This window comes from Litchfieldella qijiaojingensis (assembly GCF_014651875.1).
GTDB lineage: Bacteria > Pseudomonadota > Gammaproteobacteria > Pseudomonadales > Halomonadaceae > Litchfieldella > Litchfieldella qijiaojingensis.
Map to the genome: position 1 here is coordinate 43,162 of NZ_BMXS01000007.1, position 16,619 is coordinate 59,780.

Annotated in this window: 14 protein-coding genes; 4 read left to right on the top strand and 10 right to left on the bottom strand. The window is 60.1% G+C overall.

The features are described 5' to 3' along the window. Positions 1-26 precede the first annotated feature (26 nt). The gene (gene yacG, locus IE093_RS08725) at positions 27-257 is read left to right on the top strand and encodes a DNA gyrase inhibitor YacG (protein WP_189468230.1); all 231 of its coding nucleotides are present in this window, start codon (positions 27-29) and stop codon (positions 255-257) included. A 13-nt stretch (positions 258-270) separates the two neighbouring features. Continuing rightward, positions 271-1,134 carry a DNA replication terminus site-binding protein gene (locus IE093_RS08730; protein ID WP_189468450.1) on the top strand — a complete coding sequence of 288 codons (864 nt, stop codon included), beginning with the start codon at positions 271-273 and terminating at the stop codon, positions 1,132-1,134. Between the two features lie 222 nt (positions 1,135-1,356). Here IE093_RS08730 and sthA read toward each other — a convergent pair whose 3' ends face one another. The 9 genes from sthA to IE093_RS08775 all read right to left on the bottom strand — a co-directional run bounded on the left by sthA (position 1,357) and on the right by IE093_RS08775 (position 11,478). Then, positions 1,357-2,748, bottom strand: coding sequence for a Si-specific NAD(P)(+) transhydrogenase (gene sthA, locus IE093_RS08735; protein ID WP_189468232.1), 1,392 nt, complete (start codon positions 2,746-2,748; stop codon positions 1,357-1,359). Between the two features lie 479 nt (positions 2,749-3,227). Further along, complete coding sequence (gene nqrM, locus IE093_RS08740) at positions 3,228-3,488, bottom strand: (Na+)-NQR maturation NqrM (RefSeq protein ID WP_189468235.1); 261 nt, start codon at positions 3,486-3,488, stop codon at positions 3,228-3,230. Between the two features lie 201 nt (positions 3,489-3,689). Next, positions 3,690-4,922: an NADH:ubiquinone reductase (Na(+)-transporting) subunit F gene (nqrF, locus tag IE093_RS08745; RefSeq protein WP_189468237.1), complete on the bottom strand. Its 1,233-nt coding sequence runs from the start codon at positions 4,920-4,922 to the stop codon at positions 3,690-3,692. 23 nt (positions 4,923-4,945) lie between these two features. Next, complete coding sequence (gene nqrE, locus IE093_RS08750) at positions 4,946-5,563, bottom strand: NADH:ubiquinone reductase (Na(+)-transporting) subunit E (RefSeq protein WP_189468238.1); 618 nt, start codon at positions 5,561-5,563, stop codon at positions 4,946-4,948. Between the two features lie 3 nt (positions 5,564-5,566). Continuing rightward, the gene (locus IE093_RS08755; RefSeq protein WP_189468239.1) at positions 5,567-6,235 is read right to left on the bottom strand and encodes an NADH:ubiquinone reductase (Na(+)-transporting) subunit D; all 669 of its coding nucleotides are present in this window, start codon (positions 6,233-6,235) and stop codon (positions 5,567-5,569) included. Positions 6,236-6,237: 2 nt separating this feature from the next. Continuing rightward, positions 6,238-7,059 (bottom strand): Na(+)-translocating NADH-quinone reductase subunit C, encoded by an 822-nt coding sequence (locus tag IE093_RS08760; protein ID WP_189468241.1) that lies wholly within the window; start codon positions 7,057-7,059, stop codon positions 6,238-6,240. Further along, on the bottom strand, positions 7,059-8,285 hold the full coding sequence (locus IE093_RS08765) for an NADH:ubiquinone reductase (Na(+)-transporting) subunit B (RefSeq protein ID WP_189468243.1): 1,227 nt from the start codon (positions 8,283-8,285) through the stop codon (positions 7,059-7,061). The genes IE093_RS08760 and IE093_RS08765 overlap by 1 nt, the downstream gene beginning before the upstream one ends. Beyond that, complete coding sequence (locus IE093_RS08770) at positions 8,285-9,634, bottom strand: Na(+)-translocating NADH-quinone reductase subunit A (RefSeq protein WP_189468246.1); 1,350 nt, start codon at positions 9,632-9,634, stop codon at positions 8,285-8,287. The genes IE093_RS08765 and IE093_RS08770 overlap by 1 nt, the downstream gene beginning before the upstream one ends. A 380-nt stretch (positions 9,635-10,014) precedes the next feature. After that, positions 10,015-11,478, bottom strand: coding sequence for a glyceraldehyde-3-phosphate dehydrogenase (locus IE093_RS08775; protein WP_189468248.1), 1,464 nt, complete (start codon positions 11,476-11,478; stop codon positions 10,015-10,017). Positions 11,479-11,697: 219 nt separating this feature from the next. Here IE093_RS08775 and mfd point away from each other — a divergent pair, with 219 nt between their 5' ends. Together mfd and IE093_RS08785 are read left to right on the top strand one after the other, a co-directional pair. Beyond that, on the top strand, positions 11,698-15,159 hold the full coding sequence (gene mfd / locus IE093_RS08780; RefSeq protein WP_189468250.1) for a transcription-repair coupling factor: 3,462 nt from the start codon (positions 11,698-11,700) through the stop codon (positions 15,157-15,159). A gap of 16 nt (positions 15,160-15,175) precedes the next feature. Continuing rightward, on the top strand, positions 15,176-16,243 hold the full coding sequence (locus tag IE093_RS08785; protein ID WP_189468252.1) for a L,D-transpeptidase family protein: 1,068 nt from the start codon (positions 15,176-15,178) through the stop codon (positions 16,241-16,243). A 112-nt stretch (positions 16,244-16,355) separates the two neighbouring features. Here IE093_RS08785 and IE093_RS08790 read toward each other — a convergent pair whose 3' ends face one another. Further along, on the bottom strand, positions 16,356-16,619 hold the full coding sequence (locus tag IE093_RS08790; RefSeq protein ID WP_189468254.1) for an Lpp/OprI family alanine-zipper lipoprotein: 264 nt from the start codon (positions 16,617-16,619) through the stop codon (positions 16,356-16,358).

Consider the following 16,619-nt stretch of genomic DNA (forward strand, 5'->3'; position numbering starts at 1 on the left):
GTACGCTTTCAACCTGTCGAAGAGCCATGAATCAAGAACAGCCGTCCCGTCCCTTGGAAGTCGCCTGTCCGCAATGCCATACCAAGGTGCTGTGGGTCGAGGAGAATCTCTATCGCCCCTTCTGTTCCAAACGCTGCAAGCTGCTGGACCTGGGCGCTTGGGCCGACGAATCGCACCGCATCGCAGGCGAACCCGCCATGGACGAGACCGACATCGATGAGATGATCCTGCGTGCCGAACGTGGACAACAAGAGTGAAGCGACCAATGTCATGAAGCCGGCCTACCGTCTGTTGGCGGAGCTGGAAGCGGCTTTCGACGACATCATCGAACGTGTCGAGGCCTTGGAAGCGCGCTATCGCGAGTCCCCGGGAGCAGCTTGGGCGTTGCACAGCCCAACCCCCGACGCCGACTGGCTGCGTGCGGCGCTATTGGACTTCTGGTATCAGGATGGCCAGGACGGCCGCGCGACCCGCAGCTACGTGGGGCTGGTCGCCGCCGATGAGCCACTTCTAGAGCACGTCGCTAGCGTTAATGCTGCCAAAGCGCATTTCGCCGATATCCTGGCCCGTATCCGCCAGGAAGCCGCAGCGTTGATTCCCGAACTCAAGGCCGTGCTTCCCTTTCGACACCCGGCACTGCATACCCATCTCCGCGGACAGGGGTTGGCAAGACTCCACCTCAAGCAATGCTGGCGTGCCCTGCCGGTAGCAGATGCCTCACTATCTCGCGTTCGCCTGGCCTGGTATTCCAGTGGACGCTCGATCAAGAAACTCTCAGTGCGCGACGCCGAAAAGAAGCTGCTGACACTGGATCACGAAGCGCCGCATATCCGTATCCAGCTCCAGCGCCTAGCGGGCATACCCGATGGCGAACCCTTGGCCCAGGTACAGAAACAGGCTCCGCTGATGCGTGCCAATCTATTCTTTCGCGAACCGCTCGCTGATGGCCGCCTTCGTCGGGCGATGAATGTGGCACTACCGCTGTTCATTCCCAGCGACGACGGACGCCTCCCCGACCACAATACCCCACCGCCATTTCCCAATGACAAGCGCACCCGCGCCCGCCGCAGCGACGAGCGATTGGAGGATGAGGTGTTTCTGCCGAGTTTGCGGGTATATCGGTACAAGGGCTAAGGGCTGAATCAGGACAGCGGCACATTTTCGTGTAGGAGCCGCCGTGGCGGCGATCCGGCCGACTGCATGGCTTCGTGACAGCCCCATCGCGCAATGAATTGCGCTCCCACGAGGAGTCATACCCTGAAGCGGTGGGAGCGCAGCTCCGCTGCGCGATCCGGCCGGCAGGCCGGCTTGGGTGGCCTCTTCATCGTGCCCACGGGCGCCCCGACAGAAAAACCATCAAAACAGCCGGTTGAGACCGTTCTGCGCCGCCACCCGGTACGCCTCGGCCATGGTCGGGTAGTTGAAGGTGGTATTGATGAAGTACTTGAGGGTGTTGGCTTCACCCTTCTGCTGCATGATCGCCTGGCCGATGTGGACGATTTCCGAGGCCTGGTCACCAAAGCAGTGGATACCGAGGATCTCCAGGGTGTCGCGGTGGAAGAGGATCTTCAGCATGCCCACGGTATCCCCGGTGATCTGGGCGCGGGCAGTGTCCTTGAAGAACGCCTGGGCGACCTCGTAGGGCACCTTGGCCTCGGTGAGTTCGCGTTCGTTCTTGCCCACCGAGCTGATCTCGGGGATGGTGTAGATGCCGGTCGGCACATCGTCGACGAAGCGGAATTCCTCGTCGAGCAAGTCGTCGCTGGCGTTCTTTCCCTGGTCGTAGGCGGCACTGGCCAGGCTTGGCCAACCGATCACATCTCCCACGGCATAGATATGCGGGATGTCGGTGCGATAGTGTTCATCGACTTGCAACTGGCCGCGACCGTTGGCTTCCAGACCGATATTCTCCAGCCCCAGATTATCTGTGTTACCGGTGCGACCGTTGGCCCACAGAAAGGCATCAGCACGCAGCCGCTTTCCGGACTTGAGATATACCACCACCCCGGACTCGTCACCCTCGATGCGCTCGTAGTCCTCATTGTGACGGATCAGCACCCCATGCTGGCGCAGGTGATAGGACAGTGCGTCGCTGATCTCGTCGTCAAGGAATGACAGCAGGCGGTCACGGGTGTCTATGAGATCGACCTTGACTCCCAGCCCGGAGAAAATCGATGCGTATTCGCTACCGATCACCCCGGCACCGAAGATGATCAGGCTCCGCGGAGTGTGAGACAAGCCAAGGACAGTGTCGGAACAGTAGACGCGCGGATGGCGAAAATTGACATCAGCGGGACGATAGGGTCGCGAACCAGTAGCAATGACGATCTTTTGGGCAGTAAGCTCTTCGACACCTTCATGGTTGTCACGCACGACAAGGGTATGTTCGTCCTTGAAGCGTGCCACGCCGAAGAACAGGTCGATACGATTGCGGGCATAGAATTTGGTGCGCATCTCGACCTGCTGGTCGATGGTCACACGGGAACGCTCGAGCACCTTGGGGAAGGAGAACCAGCGTGGCTCGCCGATATCGCGGAACATGCGGTTGGTGTTGAACTGCATGATCTGCTTGACCTGGTGGCGAAGCGCCTTGGAAGGAATGGTACCCCAGTGAGTACAGTTGCCTCCCACGGCTTGCTGTTTTTCGATGATGGCCACGCGTTTGCCATGCTTGGCGGCATTGATGGCCGCACTCTCCCCCGCAGGGCCGGTTCCAATCACCACCACGTCGTAATTATGGACTGCCATGAGTCGTTGATGCTCCCTCGCTTGTCCCTTTGAATTCTTTCGCTTCCCCAACCTGCGATGATTGGCCGTGCTTATCCCCGCCAATCACGGCTACAGCCGCTCCAACATGGTTAGTGCCTGAGATCGGGCGCAGCTTCATCGCGCAATAAATTGCGCTCCCACAATAGCCCCGAATCATCCCCGGAAGCGGTGGGAGCGCAGCTCCGCTGCGCGATCCGACCGCCAGGCCGGCTTGGGTGGCTACTTCCATCGCGCAATGAACCGGAGCGCCGGACCGTGCGCTCCCACGATAGCCCCGAGTCATCCCCCGAAGCGGTGGGAGCGCAGCTCCGCTGCGCGATCCGGCCGCCAGGCCGGCTTGGGTGGCTACTTCCATCGCGCAATGAACCGGAGCGCCGGACCGTGCGCTCCCACGATAGCCCCGAGTCATCCCCCGAAGCGGTGGGAGCGCACCTCCGCTGCGCGATCCAAAGCCACTATCATCTCCGCGTGGCGTCGTAACCAAGATCGGCAACGCGGTTCTCGTCGCTGCGGCGGCGTGCGCTGACCTTGCCGCGCTTGCGGTTTTCTTCTTCGCAGACTTTGTCCTTGCCACCGCAGATTTCGCAGCCTTCCTTCATCCCGAGGTTATTGAGGCCACCACAGGAGCCGGCAATGGGCTTGCGGCCCATGATGACGCCTATAGCCATGGCCGCCACGAGCAGCAGCATGAAGCCCAGTACCAGCAGCCAGATCGTCATAGTGTTCTCCCTATTGCTCCCTCATCTTTATTCGACAGGAAGGGAACGCCAATGTTTTGTTTCACTTGGAATTTGGTCAGTCTTTCCAGTCCACCTCGGATAGTGGCGATACAGTGACAGCCGGCATGCGGGGGGAACCGTGCAATGTGAAGCGATCAGGGCCGACCCTAAGGGCCGGCCCTGATGACAACGGGGTAGGCATCAGCCGCCGAAATCGTCCAGCATGATGTTCTCGGGCTCGACCCCCAGATCGATCAACATCTTGATCACGGAGGCATTCATCATGGGTGGCCCGCACATGTAATACTCGCAGTCCTCCGGAGCCGGATGGTCCTTGAGGTACATATCGTAGAGCACGTTGTGGATGAAGCCGGTCGGGCCGGTCCAGTTGTCCTCGGGCAACGGATCGGACAGCGCCAGGTGCCACTCGAAGTTGGGATGCTCCTCGGCCAGCTTGTCGTACTCCTCGTTGTAGAAGGTCTCGCGCCAGGAGCGCGCGCCGTACCAGAACGAGATCTTGCGCTCGGTCTTGAGCCGCTTGAGCTGGTCAAAGATGTGGCTGCGCATCGGCGCCATGCCGGCACCACCGCCGATGAACACCATCTCGGCATCGGTATCCTTGGCGAAAAACTCACCAAAGGGACCCATCACCGTGACCTTGTCGCCCGGCTTCAGGTTGAAGACATAGGTCGACATCACACCCGGTGGGTGATTGGTGCCGGGAGGCGGCGTGGCAATACGGATGTTGAACTTGAGGATGCCCCTCTCCTCGGGGTAGTTCGCCATCGAGTAGGCGCGAATGACTTCCTCGTCGTTCTTGTGAGAGAGCTTGAACAAGTCGAACTTCTCCCAGTCCCCGCGATACTCTTCCTCGACATCGAAGTCGGAGAACTTGATGTTGTACGGCGGCGCCACCAGCTGCACGTAGCCGCCCGCACGGAAGTCGACGTTCTCGCCCTCGGGCAGGCGCAGGTTGAGTTCCTTGATGAAGGTGGCGACGTTGGGGTTGGAAATGACCTCGCACTCCCACTTCTTGACGCCAAAGACCTCCTCGGGCACCTCGATCTTCATGTCCTGCTTGACAGGCACCTGGCACGACAGCCGCCAGCCATCCTTCTTCTCTCGCAGGGTGAACGCCGATTCCTCGGTGGGAAGGATGGCGCCCCCTCCCTCTTCCACCCGGCACTTGCACTGGGCGCAGGAGCCCCCGCCGCCACAGGCGGAGGACAGGAAGATGCCGTTCGCGGCCAGGGTCTGCAACAATTTGCCACCGGCCTGAGTGGTCAGGGTATTCTCGGGGTCACCATTGATCTCGATGGTGACGTCCCCGCTGCTGACGAGCTTGCTACGCGCGGCCAGGATCACCAACGTCAACGCAATGACGATGAAGGTGAACATGATGACGCCGAGCAAGATGACAGTTGTATCAACCATGTCGGGTTCCTATCGTTGCATTCCTAGAGCTGGATACCGGAGAAGGACATGAAGCCCAGTGACATCAGCCCCACGGTGATGAAGGTGATGCCCAGGCCTTGCAGGCCCGCCGGAACGTCACTGTACTTGAGCTTCTCACGGATCCCGGCCAGGGCGGTGATGGCCAGCGCCCAGCCGACCCCGGCACCCACGCCATAGACCACCGACTCACCGAACTGGTAATTGCGCTCAGCCATGAACAGCACGGCACCGAGAATCGCACAGTTCACGGTGATCAACGGCAGGAACACACCCAGCGCGTTGTAGAGCACGGGGACGAACTTGTCGAGGATCATCTCCATGATCTGCACGATGGCGGCGATCACGCCGATGTAGCTCAGGTAGCCCAGGAACGACAGATCGATATTCTCGGCGCCGGCCAGCCCGGTCCAGCTCAAGGCCCCTTCTTCGAGCAGATAGGTGAGGATGAGGTTGTTGACCGGCACGGTGATCGCCAGCACCGCGATAACTGCGATGCCCAGACCGAAGGCCGAGGAAATCTTCTTGGAAATCGCCAGGAAGGTACACATGCCCAGGAAGAACGCCAAGGCCATGTTCTCGACGAATACCGAGGCAACGAACAGGCTCAGGTAATGTTCCATGACTTACACGGCCTCCTTGGGTTGAGTGTTCTCTTTCATCTGGAACTGGTTCTCCTCGACCTGCTCAGGGTTCAGCGAACGCAGCGTCCAGATGATCAGGCCGATGATGAAGAACGCCGACGGCGGCAGCAGCAGCAAGCCATTGGGCATGTACCAGCCGCCATCCTGCACCGGTGCCAGGACGGTAAAACCAAATACGCTGCCGGCGCCGAGCAACTCGCGGAAGAAGGCCACCACCATCAGGATGAAGCCATAGCCCAAGCCGTTGCCAATACCGTCAAGGAAGGACAGCAGCGGAGGGTTCTGGGTGGCAAAGCCCTCGGCGCGGCCCAGCACGATGCAGTTAGTGATGATCAGGCCAACGAACACCGACAATTGCTTGGAGATCTCGTAGGCGTAGGCCTTGAGGATCTGGTCGACCACGATTACCAGCGAGGCGATGATGGTCATCTGCACGATGATGCGAATCGACGACGGCATGTGATGCCGGATCAACGACACGAACAGGTTCGAGAATGCCGTGACCGCGATCACCGCCAGCGTCATGACCAGCGACACACTCATGCTGGTGGTCACCGCCAGAGCCGAACAGATCCCCAGCACCTGCAGCGCGATCGGGTTGTTCTTGAAGACCGGCGTGACCAGGACGCCCTTGGGAGTTACTGCAGACATGTTCAGGCTCCTTCTACGTCGTCGAAGTCTGGTGTCGTTTCGGCGGCTTCATCCGGTGTGACATCGTCACGGAAGCGAGCCAGGTATTCACCGAACCCCTCGGGGCTCAACCAGAACTGCAACATATTGGTTACCCCTCGGCTGGTCAGGGTAGCACCCGAGAGGGCATCGACTTCCGTCTCACCGCTGGCTCCACCCTTCACCAACCGGATGGCCGGGGTGACGCTGTCCCTCTCGGCGAAGATCTTCTTGCCTTCCCATTGAGCCTGCCAGCGCGGGTTTTCCACCTCACCGCCGAGCCCTGGGGTTTCGGCATGCTCGTAGTAGGTGATCCCCGTAATGGTGTTTCCGTCGCCTTTCACAGCCAGGAAGCCGCGCATCAATCCCCACAGCCCCTGGCCGCGGATCGGCAGCACGATCTGGTCGGGATTGTCCGGATCGCCTACCAGATACACCGTGCTATAGAGTTCCTGACGGCTCAAGCCGGCAATGTCGCGTCCACCGGAGAGTGTACGGGACGCCGCCGGGTCACGAGCGGCCTGGAAACTGTCGAAGGTTTCCGGATCGAACTCGTCGGTATATTCGCCGGTGCGCAGATCCACCACACGTGGGGTCACCACGCTGAACTGCTCATCGATCGGGACGCCCGGCTCGTAAATGTCGGCCACTCGCAAGATATTGGTCTTGCGATCGGCCTCCTGATTGGCTATCTGTAGCGGACGCAAGGCGACAGCGGCGGTGGAAACGATCACCGAAGCCACGATGCACAGCGCGAACGCCACTATCAGGATCTTCTTGATGGTATCGTTGTTTCTCTCAGCCATCAGGCGTTCTCCTCGGCCAATTCACCGGTCCGCTTCAAGCGACGCTTGATGTTGGCCTGGACAAAGAAATGATCGATCAACGGCGCGAACAGGTTGGCGAACAGGATTGCCAACATGATGCCCTCGGGGAATGCCGGGTTGACGACACGAATCAGCACGGTCATCACACCGATCAGTATGCCGAAGACCAGACGCCCCGGATTGGTCATGGAAGCCGATACCGGGTCGGTGGCCATGAACACCATGCCGAAGGCGAAGCCACCGATCACCAGATGCCAATACCACGGCATGGCGAACATCGGGTTGGTATCTGAACCGGCCAGGTTGAACAAGGCGCTGGTGGCCACCATGCCGAGGAATACCCCGAGCATGATTCGCCATGAAGCGATCTTGGTCCACAACAACACCGCGGCGCCGATGAAGATCGCCAAGGTCGAGGTTTCACCGATCGAGCCGGGAATGTAACCGAGGAAGGCATCCCACCAGCTCCACTGCCCCATGAGCTCAGCCATGCCGTCCTGATACGCCACGGACAAGGGAGTGGCACCGGTGTAGCCATCGGCGGTGACCCATACCGCATCGCCGGAGATCTGCGCCGGATAGGCGAAGTACAGGAAAGCACGGCCGGTCAGCGCCGGGTTGAGGAAATTCTTGCCGGTGCCGCCGAAGATTTCCTTGCCGATCACCACGCCGAAGGTGATGCCCAGCGCCACCTGCCACAAGGGGATGGTCGCCGGTAGAATCAACGCATAGAGAACCGAGGTGACGAAGAAACCTTCGTTGACCTCGTGGCCACGCTTCACGGCGAACAGCACTTCCCAGAAGCCACCGACCACGAAGGTCACCAGGTAGATGGGCAGAAAGTAGGTCGCGCCAAGCACGAAGTTGGCCCACACGCTGTCGACGTTATGGCCGCCAGCAAGCAGCATGGTGATCGCCTCGCGCCAGCCGTCCATGGAGCCGTAGCCTTCGGCGATGGCCATGTTGGCCTGCCAACCCGCATTCCACATGCCGAAGAACATCGCCGGGAAGGTACACGCCCACACGGTGATCATGATGCGCTTCAGGTCGATGCCATCGCGCACGTGGGCGGTGGTCTTGGTCACGCTGGGCGGCGAATAGAAGATGGTGTCGACCGCTTCGTACAGCGGATAGAACTTCTCGTACTTACCGCCCTTGTGAAAGTGCGGTTCGAGATTGTCGAGTGTCTGTCGGATACCCATCATCAGGCCTCTTTCTCGATCATGGTCAGGTTATCGCGCAGGATGGGGCCGTACTCATACTTGCCGGGACAAACGTAGGTACACAGCGCCAGGTCCTCTTCGTCCAGCTCCAGACAACCAAGCTGCATGGCAACCTCGATATCGCCGACGATCAGCGAGCGCAGCAACTGGGTGGGCAGGATATCCAACGGCATGACTTCTTCGTAGACGCCCACCGGCACCATGGCGCGCTCCGACCCATTGGTCGAGGTATCCGGCGCATAATCGCGCAGGCCGAAAATCTTCGACAGATAGATACCCATCACCGAGTGGCGATTGGTACCTAGCGACAGCCATCCCATGAAGGCACGCTTGTTGCCCTCTTCGATGAGGCTGAACTGATTGTGGAAGCGCCCCAGGAACTTGAGACTGCCTTCCGCGGTGTGTCCCGCGAACACGGAGCCGGAAATCACTCGCGTATCATCCGGGTTGACCACTTCACCGGCGAGGAGTTCGTCGATGCTGGCGCCGAGGCGTGTACGCAACAGGCGCGGCTTCTCGGCTCGCGGGCCACCCACGGCGACCACGCGACTGACATCCAGCTTGCCCTGGGCAAACAACTTGCCGAAGGCAATAACGTCCTGATAGCCGATATGCCAAACGCGCTTATGCAGGGACACCGGCGACAGGAAGTGGATATGCGTACCGACCAGACCCGCCGGGTGCGGGCCGCTGAACGTCTCGACCTGGACTCCGTCGACATCGCCGCCGGGGATACTGGCGTTCGGCGCGGTGCACAGGAACACCTTGCCCTCTGTCAGGCGCGCGAGCACCTTGAGGCCGTCTTCGAAGGCTTCCGGCTGTTCGTTGATGATCCCAACCGGGTCGGCACACAGCGGATGGGTGTCGATCGCGGTGACGAAAATGTTTTCCGGCGTACCGTCCAGTGCCGGTGTACGCGAGTAGGGCCGGGTGCGCAGTGCCGTCCACAAACCGGATTCGACGAGTTGGTCGACCACGGCCTGGCGCTCCAAGCTTTCCAGCTTGTCGCGACCATGGGCAGTGAATTCGACCGCTTCTTCATTATCCGCGATCTTGATCACCACCGACAGCAGCTTACGCTTTTCCCCGCGGTTGATCGCCACGACCTCGCCAGCGGCCGGCGCAGTGAAACGCACGCCCTCGATCTTCTTGTCGGTGAACAGTAACTGGCCCAGCTTTACATGGTCCCCTTCCCGGACTTCCATGGTCGGCTTCATGCCGACGTAGTCAGTACCAAGAATGGCCACGTGACGTACCGGCCGCGCATCCTCGATACGCTGCTCGGGCGTCCCCGTGATGGGGAGATCCAGGCCTCGTTTGACTTCGATCATAGTCTCGCCCAGTTATCGGATCTGATGTGCTAGGAAAGGTCTTCGAAAGACGTGCAGGCATGCAGGATACATACCAGCGGTATCAGCCTGCCGCCACGGTATTCGAATGCTTTTCTTATCAGAAGTTTGCAGTACAGCCCGACCTATGCCGGACCTTCCCAAAAATCCTGAGCATTATAAAGACATAGGCAACGAAAGGCCATATGAGCTTAGGTCGCAGACGCGTAACCCCGCGTCGCGGAGGGAGATGGAGCGCATGCGTTGAATCAGCGCTGGAAGGAGATAACGCCTTGCAGGACACGCCGTAAGCAGGGAACCGGCACCGTACTCCCTGCTTACGGACGTGCTGCCTTTTGGCTTAAGTCTTATCGCTTAGCACTCTAGTCACGGTCCTTGGGGAAGGCCAGGAAGCTGACGTTGGACATATGCTGCAAGATGCGCACCACCTGGCAGCTATAACCGAACTCGTTGTCATACCAGACGTAGAGCACCACATGCTTGCCATCGGCGATAGTCGCCTTGGCATCGACGATCCCCGCGTGGCGGTTACCGACGAAGTCCGAGGACACCACCTCTGTCGAATCGACATAGTCGATCTGCTTCTGCATCGATGAGTGGATCGCCATGCGCCGCAGGTAATCGTTGATGCCCTCGGCATCGACATCCTTGTGCAGGTTAAGATTGAGAATCGCCATCGAGACATTGGGGATCGGCACACGGATCGCATTGCCGGTCAACTTGCCGGTAAGCTCGGGCAGCGCCTTCGCCACCGCCTTGGCGGCACCGGTTTCGGTCAAGACCATGTTCAACGGCGCGCTACGGCCACGACGATCGCCCTTGTGGTAGTTGTCGATCAGGTTCTGGTCATTGGTGTAGGCATGCACTGTCTCGACGTGACCATGCTCGATGCCATAGTGCTCGTTGACGGCCTTGAGAACCGGCACGATGGCATTGGTGGTACAGGACGCCGCCGAGACGATGCGATCGTCGCCGGTGATATCCTCGTGATTGATGCCGAAGACGATGTTCTTGACATCGCCCTTGCCCGGCGCGGTCAATAGGGCCTTGGACACGCCCTTGCAAGCCAGGTGCTGACCGAGACCCTCCTCGTCACGCCATAGGCCGGTGTTGTCGACGACGATGGCGTTGTCGATGCCATGGGCGGTATAGTCGACCTCACTGGGCGAATTGGCATAGATGACCTTGATGTAGTTGCCGTTGGCGATCAAGGCGCTGTTCTCTTCGTCGACGGTGATCGAGCCAGCGAAGGGGCCGTGCACGCTATCACGACGCAGCAGACTGGCACGCTTTTCCAGATCCTTGCCAAGGTCGCCGTGACCGCGTACTACGATGGCACGCAGGCGCAGCAGATTGCCGCCGCCAGCCTTCTCGATCAGGATACGCGCCAGGATACGGCCAATCCGCCCGAAACCGTAAAGCACCACATCCTTGGGTTCGCCGTTGTTGCCGTTCGTATCATGACCGTTGATGATTTCGGCGAGTTCGGCCTTCAGAAAAGCCGTGACGTCATTGCTGCCGGAATGCTTGAAGGCCACCGCCAGCTTGCCGACATCGATATGCGCTGGCCCCAGGTTGAGGTCGACCATGGCCTTGACGAGCGGGAAGGTATCGCGCACCGAAAGCTCGGTCCCCTCGACCTTCTTGACGAAACGGTGATCCTTGAGGATACGGATCACCGATTGATTGATCAGCGAGCGACCAAACAGCGACGTAACGATATTGTAGTTGCGATACAGGGTCCCCAGCAGCGGGATCATTTCTTCGGCAAGGGCTTCGTTGCTTTGCCATTCCTCAAAGACGGTCTCAAGCGTTTGCTGAGTCACGGGGGGAGCCTCTTTTGGTCGGTTCAGGTCACAGGTATGCGAGGAGACGATCCATGCATAATGTGCTGTTATTATCCGACCGTCATTGCAATGCCGCAATTGCTGGATAGTCGCACCCGCTGTAAGGCAATTACAGAATCACGGGGTTGACTACAAGATGAATTTAGGGCTGGTATCATCGCCGTCTGCCGTTAAATGTCTGCCACACGATCCGACAACATGCCTCAATTTTCACCGCTCGACCCGCCGCGCCCTTCCGGCACGCGCGACACCCTCTACTGGCGCGCGCCCCAAGGCAGTGCCACGGCCCTGGCGTTGTCACGCTTGGCCGACGATGCGCCCCTGCTGGTGATCACCGCCGACACCGCGCAGGCCCAACGCCTGGAGAACGAACTGCGTTTCTTTGCCCGAGTGCCGGTCATGCCGTTCCCGGACTGGGAAACCCTGCCCTATGACAGCTTCTCGCCGCATCAGGACATCGTCTCGTCGCGACTACGAACCCTACGCGATCTGCAGGATGCCCACGATGGCATCGTGCTGGTGCCGATCAATACCCTGATGCAACGCCTGGCACCGGTGGACTACATCGCCGGACGGGTGCTGACGCTGAAGGTCGGCATGACCCTCGACCGCGAAGGCTTTCGCGAGACGCTTTCCCGGGCGGGTTACCGTGCCGTGGAAACCGTCTACGAACCCGGCGAATACGCCCTGCGCGGCGCGCTGATCGATCTTTTCCCCATGGGTAGCGAGGCGCCGCTGCGGCTTGACCTGTTCGACGACGAGCTCGACAGCCTGCGCTATTTCGACCCCGACACTCAGCGTTCACGCGAAAAAGTCGAATCCATCGAACTGTTGCCGGCTCACGAGTATTCGCTGTCACGCTCCGCCATCGCCTGCTTCCGCGAGGGTTTCGAGACGTTGTTCGACGTCGATCCCCGCCAGTGCCCACTTTACAACGATGCCTTGAAGGGTATTCCCTCACCGGGGCTCGAGCAGTACCTACCGTTGTTCTTCGAGGAAACGGCGACCTTGTTCGACCACCTGGCCGACGCCACCCGCGTGGCCCTGATGCCGGACGTCTACGCAGCGGCCGAGCACCACTGGGCGGCCATTCAGAGTCGCTACGACAATCTGGGCGTCGATCCCACGCGACCGCTGCTCCCACCGCATAAGGCCTTCATCCCTGTATCCGAGGTGTTCGCCGCCATCAAGCGCCGCCCCAGGGTCGAACTGATCAACGAAGAGGAGCATCTGCATGCCCACCTGCCGACGACACGCTCGCCGGCACAGGTAGCCATCAATGCCCGCGCTCAGCAACCACTGGCATCGCTACGACACTTCCTCGAGCAGCAGACGAATAGCTGTGTGCTGTTCGTCGCCGAATCTCGAGGCCGGCGCGAAGCCCTGGAAGAGACCTTGGCTCCGTTGCACCTGACGCTGCCGCATCTCGAAGGTTGGCAAGCATTTATCGACAACGGCCCGCCGCTCGCCATTACCGAGGGGGAACTGGATGCCGGCCTATGGCTGGAAACCGGTGAAGCGGAGAAAAGTCTTGTCATCATCACCGAAACCGAGCTGTTCGGTGATGTGGTACGCCAGAGCCGACGACGCGAGAAGGCGACCGACGACAATGAGCTAGCCGTCCGCCATCTTTCCGAACTCCGCCCCGGTTCACCGGTCGTCCACCAGACTCACGGCGTGGGTCGCTACCTGGGGCTCGAGATCCTGGAAGCCGGTGGCCAGGCAGCCGAGTTCGTGGCTCTGGAATACGCCGATGGCGCACGGCTCTACGTTCCGGTGGACAGCCTTCACCTGATCTCGCGCTATGCCGGCGCCAGCGACGAACTCGCTCCATTGCACAAGCTCGGCTCCGACCATTGGGACAAAGCCAAGAAGCGGGCCGCGGAGAAGATTCGCGATACCGCCGCCGAGTTGCTGGACGTCTATGCACGCCGCGAAGCCCGTGAAGGTTTCGCCTGCGATTTGCCGGTCGAGGAGTATGCGCGCTTCGCCGGTAGCTTCCCCTTCGAGGAGACTCCCGACCAGAAAGCGGCCATTCACGCCGTCATCCACGACATGACCTCGCCCCGCCCCATGGATCGGGTGGTATGCGGCGACGTCGGGTTCGGCAAGACCGAGGTTGCCATGCGTGCCGCCTTCCTGGCAGTGCATTCGGGATGTCAGGTCGTGGTACTGGTGCCCACCACCCTGCTCGCCCAACAGCACTATGACAATTTCCGCGACCGCTTCGCCGATACGGCAGTACAGATCGAGCTGGTATCGCGTTTCACCGGAGGCAAGGGGCAGGCCGAAGCCCTCAAGCGTATCCAGGACGGGCGGGCCGATATCGTCATCGGAACTCACAAACTGCTGTCGAAGAACATGCGCTTCCCCAACATGGGGCTGCTGGTCATCGACGAGGAGCACCGATTCGGCGTGGCCCAGAAGGAACGACTCAAGAGCCTGCGTGCCGAAGTCGATATCCTGACACTGACCGCCACACCGATTCCACGTACCCTGAACATGGCCATGAGCGGCATTCGCGACCTGTCGATCATTGCCACGCCTCCGGCGCGTCGCCTCTCGGTCAAGACCTTCGTCCAGCAGCGTAACGAGCCGGTGATCAAAGAGGCTATCCTGCGCGAGATCCTGCGTGGCGGGCAGGTCTACTTCCTGTATAACGAGGTCAAGACCATCGAAAGCGCCGCCGCCAAGGTACGTGACCTGGTACCGGAAGCCCGCGTTGGCGTGGCCCACGGTCAGCTGCCCGAACGCAGTCTGGAGCGGGTGATGTCGGATTTCTATCACAAGCGTTTCAATGTTCTGGTCTGCTCGACCATCATAGAAACCGGTATCGACGTTCCCAACGCCAACACCATTGTCATCGAGCGCGCCGACAAATTCGGTCTGGCCCAATTGCATCAGTTGCGTGGCCGCGTGGGGCGCAGTCACCATCAGGCCTACGCCTATCTGCTCACACCGCCTCCCCAGGCGATTACCCAGGATGCCGTGAAGCGTCTGGAAGCCATCGGCCAGGCCGAGGATCTCGGGGCCGGCTTCACGCTAGCCAGTCACGACATGGAGATCCGAGGTGCCGGCGAGTTGCTCGGCGATGAGCAGAGCGGCCAGATGGAAAGCATCGGCTATAGTCTCTATATGCAGATGCTTGACCGCGCGGTTAAGGCAATCAAGGCCGGCAAGACACCCAATATCGAAGCGCCTCTGGACGAGGGTGTGGAAATCAGCCTCAACCTGCCTGCACTGATCCCCGATGACTACCTGCCTGATGTGCAACAACGCCTGATCATGTATAAACGCATTGCCAGCACAACCGATGAAGCCGAGCTCAAGGAACTGCAGGTGGAAATGATCGACCGCTTCGGTCTGCTGCCGGCATCGGTCAAGACGCTGATACGCCAGACGCGCCTGCGCCAGCGTGCCGAACGTTTGGGCATTGCGCGCCTGGAGGCCGGCCCCGAACGGGGGCGGGTGATTTTCGGTTCCGGCACCGCCGTGGACCCTATGACACTGGTCACCCTCATCCAGCAGGACCCGGCCCATTATCGGCTGGAAGGCGCGGACACCCTGCGCTTCGAGGCCGACATGGATAACCCGGAAGCTCGCTTCGAGGCAGTCGAAGGGCTACTGACGCGACTCAACAGGAAAACCGAGGCCGCTTAGGCCAAGAGATGGATCAATGACGAAGACTTCTTTTTTCCCCCACTATGCCGCTCGTGCCAAGCATGCCATGGCCATGCTCACGATGCTGATGGCGGCGCTACTGCTGTCACCGTTGGTACAGGCGAATCAGAATGACCTCCCCAAAGGTCATTACTACCTGCCCGAAAACGGTGATGTGATCGGCGAGATGAAGACAGTCATCGCCAAGGAAGAAGACACCCTGATCGACATCGGCCACCGTTACGGACTGGGATTCGAGGAAATGCGCCGCGCTAACCCCGACCTGGGAATGTGGTATCCCGGCGAAGGGGCGGAGGTGCTCGTGCCGACGCGCTTCATCCTTCCCCCCGGCCCACGCGAAGGCATTGTGATCAATCTCTCTGAACTACGGCTTTACTACTACCCGCCGACCGCCGAGGGCGAGAGACCTATCGTCGAAACCTACCCTATCAGCGTCGGTCGTGAAGGCTTCGAGACGCCGCTGGGGACGTTCAAGACCACCGTAAAGGTCAAGGATCCCGCCTGGGCGCCGCCTGAATCGATGCGCAAGGAAGCCGCCGCACGTGGCGAACCAGCTCCGACAATCGTGCCTCCGGGTCCCGACAACCCCTTGGGCCGGCACGCCATCCTGCTGAATATCCCCAGCTACCTCATCCATGGCACCAATCGCCCAGCGGGTGTGGGCATGCGAGTCAGTCGTGGTTGCATACGCATGTTGCCCGAGGATATCGAGTCGTTGTTCGAGCGCGTTCCCAGCGGTACCCAAGTCACCTTGATCAACGAACCCTTCAAGGCAGGTTGGGAGAACGAAGAACTCTACGTGCAGTCCTACCCGTTGCTGGGAGACAAGGAAGGCAGTGTCGAACCGCTGATCAGCGCCTTGGATGTTCTCTCCAAGACGTTCGGAAACGAGCAACCGCCGGTGGACTATGCCCGCGTAAGGCAAGCCGTGGAGGCTCCCACAGGTCGACTGCAAGCCGTGCTACGCGAGCCGACTCCCGAAGCCGAGCCAGTGGATATCTACCGCGAACTCGACACCGAGGCGACCGTGGAACTAGCGCATCGGATCGAGACAATTTCGTGAATTTCATCTTCACCAACGTGTAACAAAAGACCCCGCTTCAGCGGGGTCTTTTGCTATCGCATCGCCGATGGGCATCCAGCCTCGATGCACACCGGCAGCATATGGCGATCCCTTACTTCTGCATGGAGCGCTCGAACATGCGGTTCATTTGCTCGCGGTTCTCTCGAGCCATCTGCAGAGCCGCCTGAGCATCACGCTGCGCCTGGTTGGCAGTGCTTTGCGCCTGGTTGGCGGTATTCAGGGCTTGAGTAGCGTCAGACTGGGCAGACTCGGCAGTCATGCGCACTTCTTCCAGGGCACTGTTGGTGGCACAGCCCGCCAGAATGGCCAGAGAGGCGGCAGCGGCAGAAAGCTTAAGAGTGTTCTTGAGAGTCAT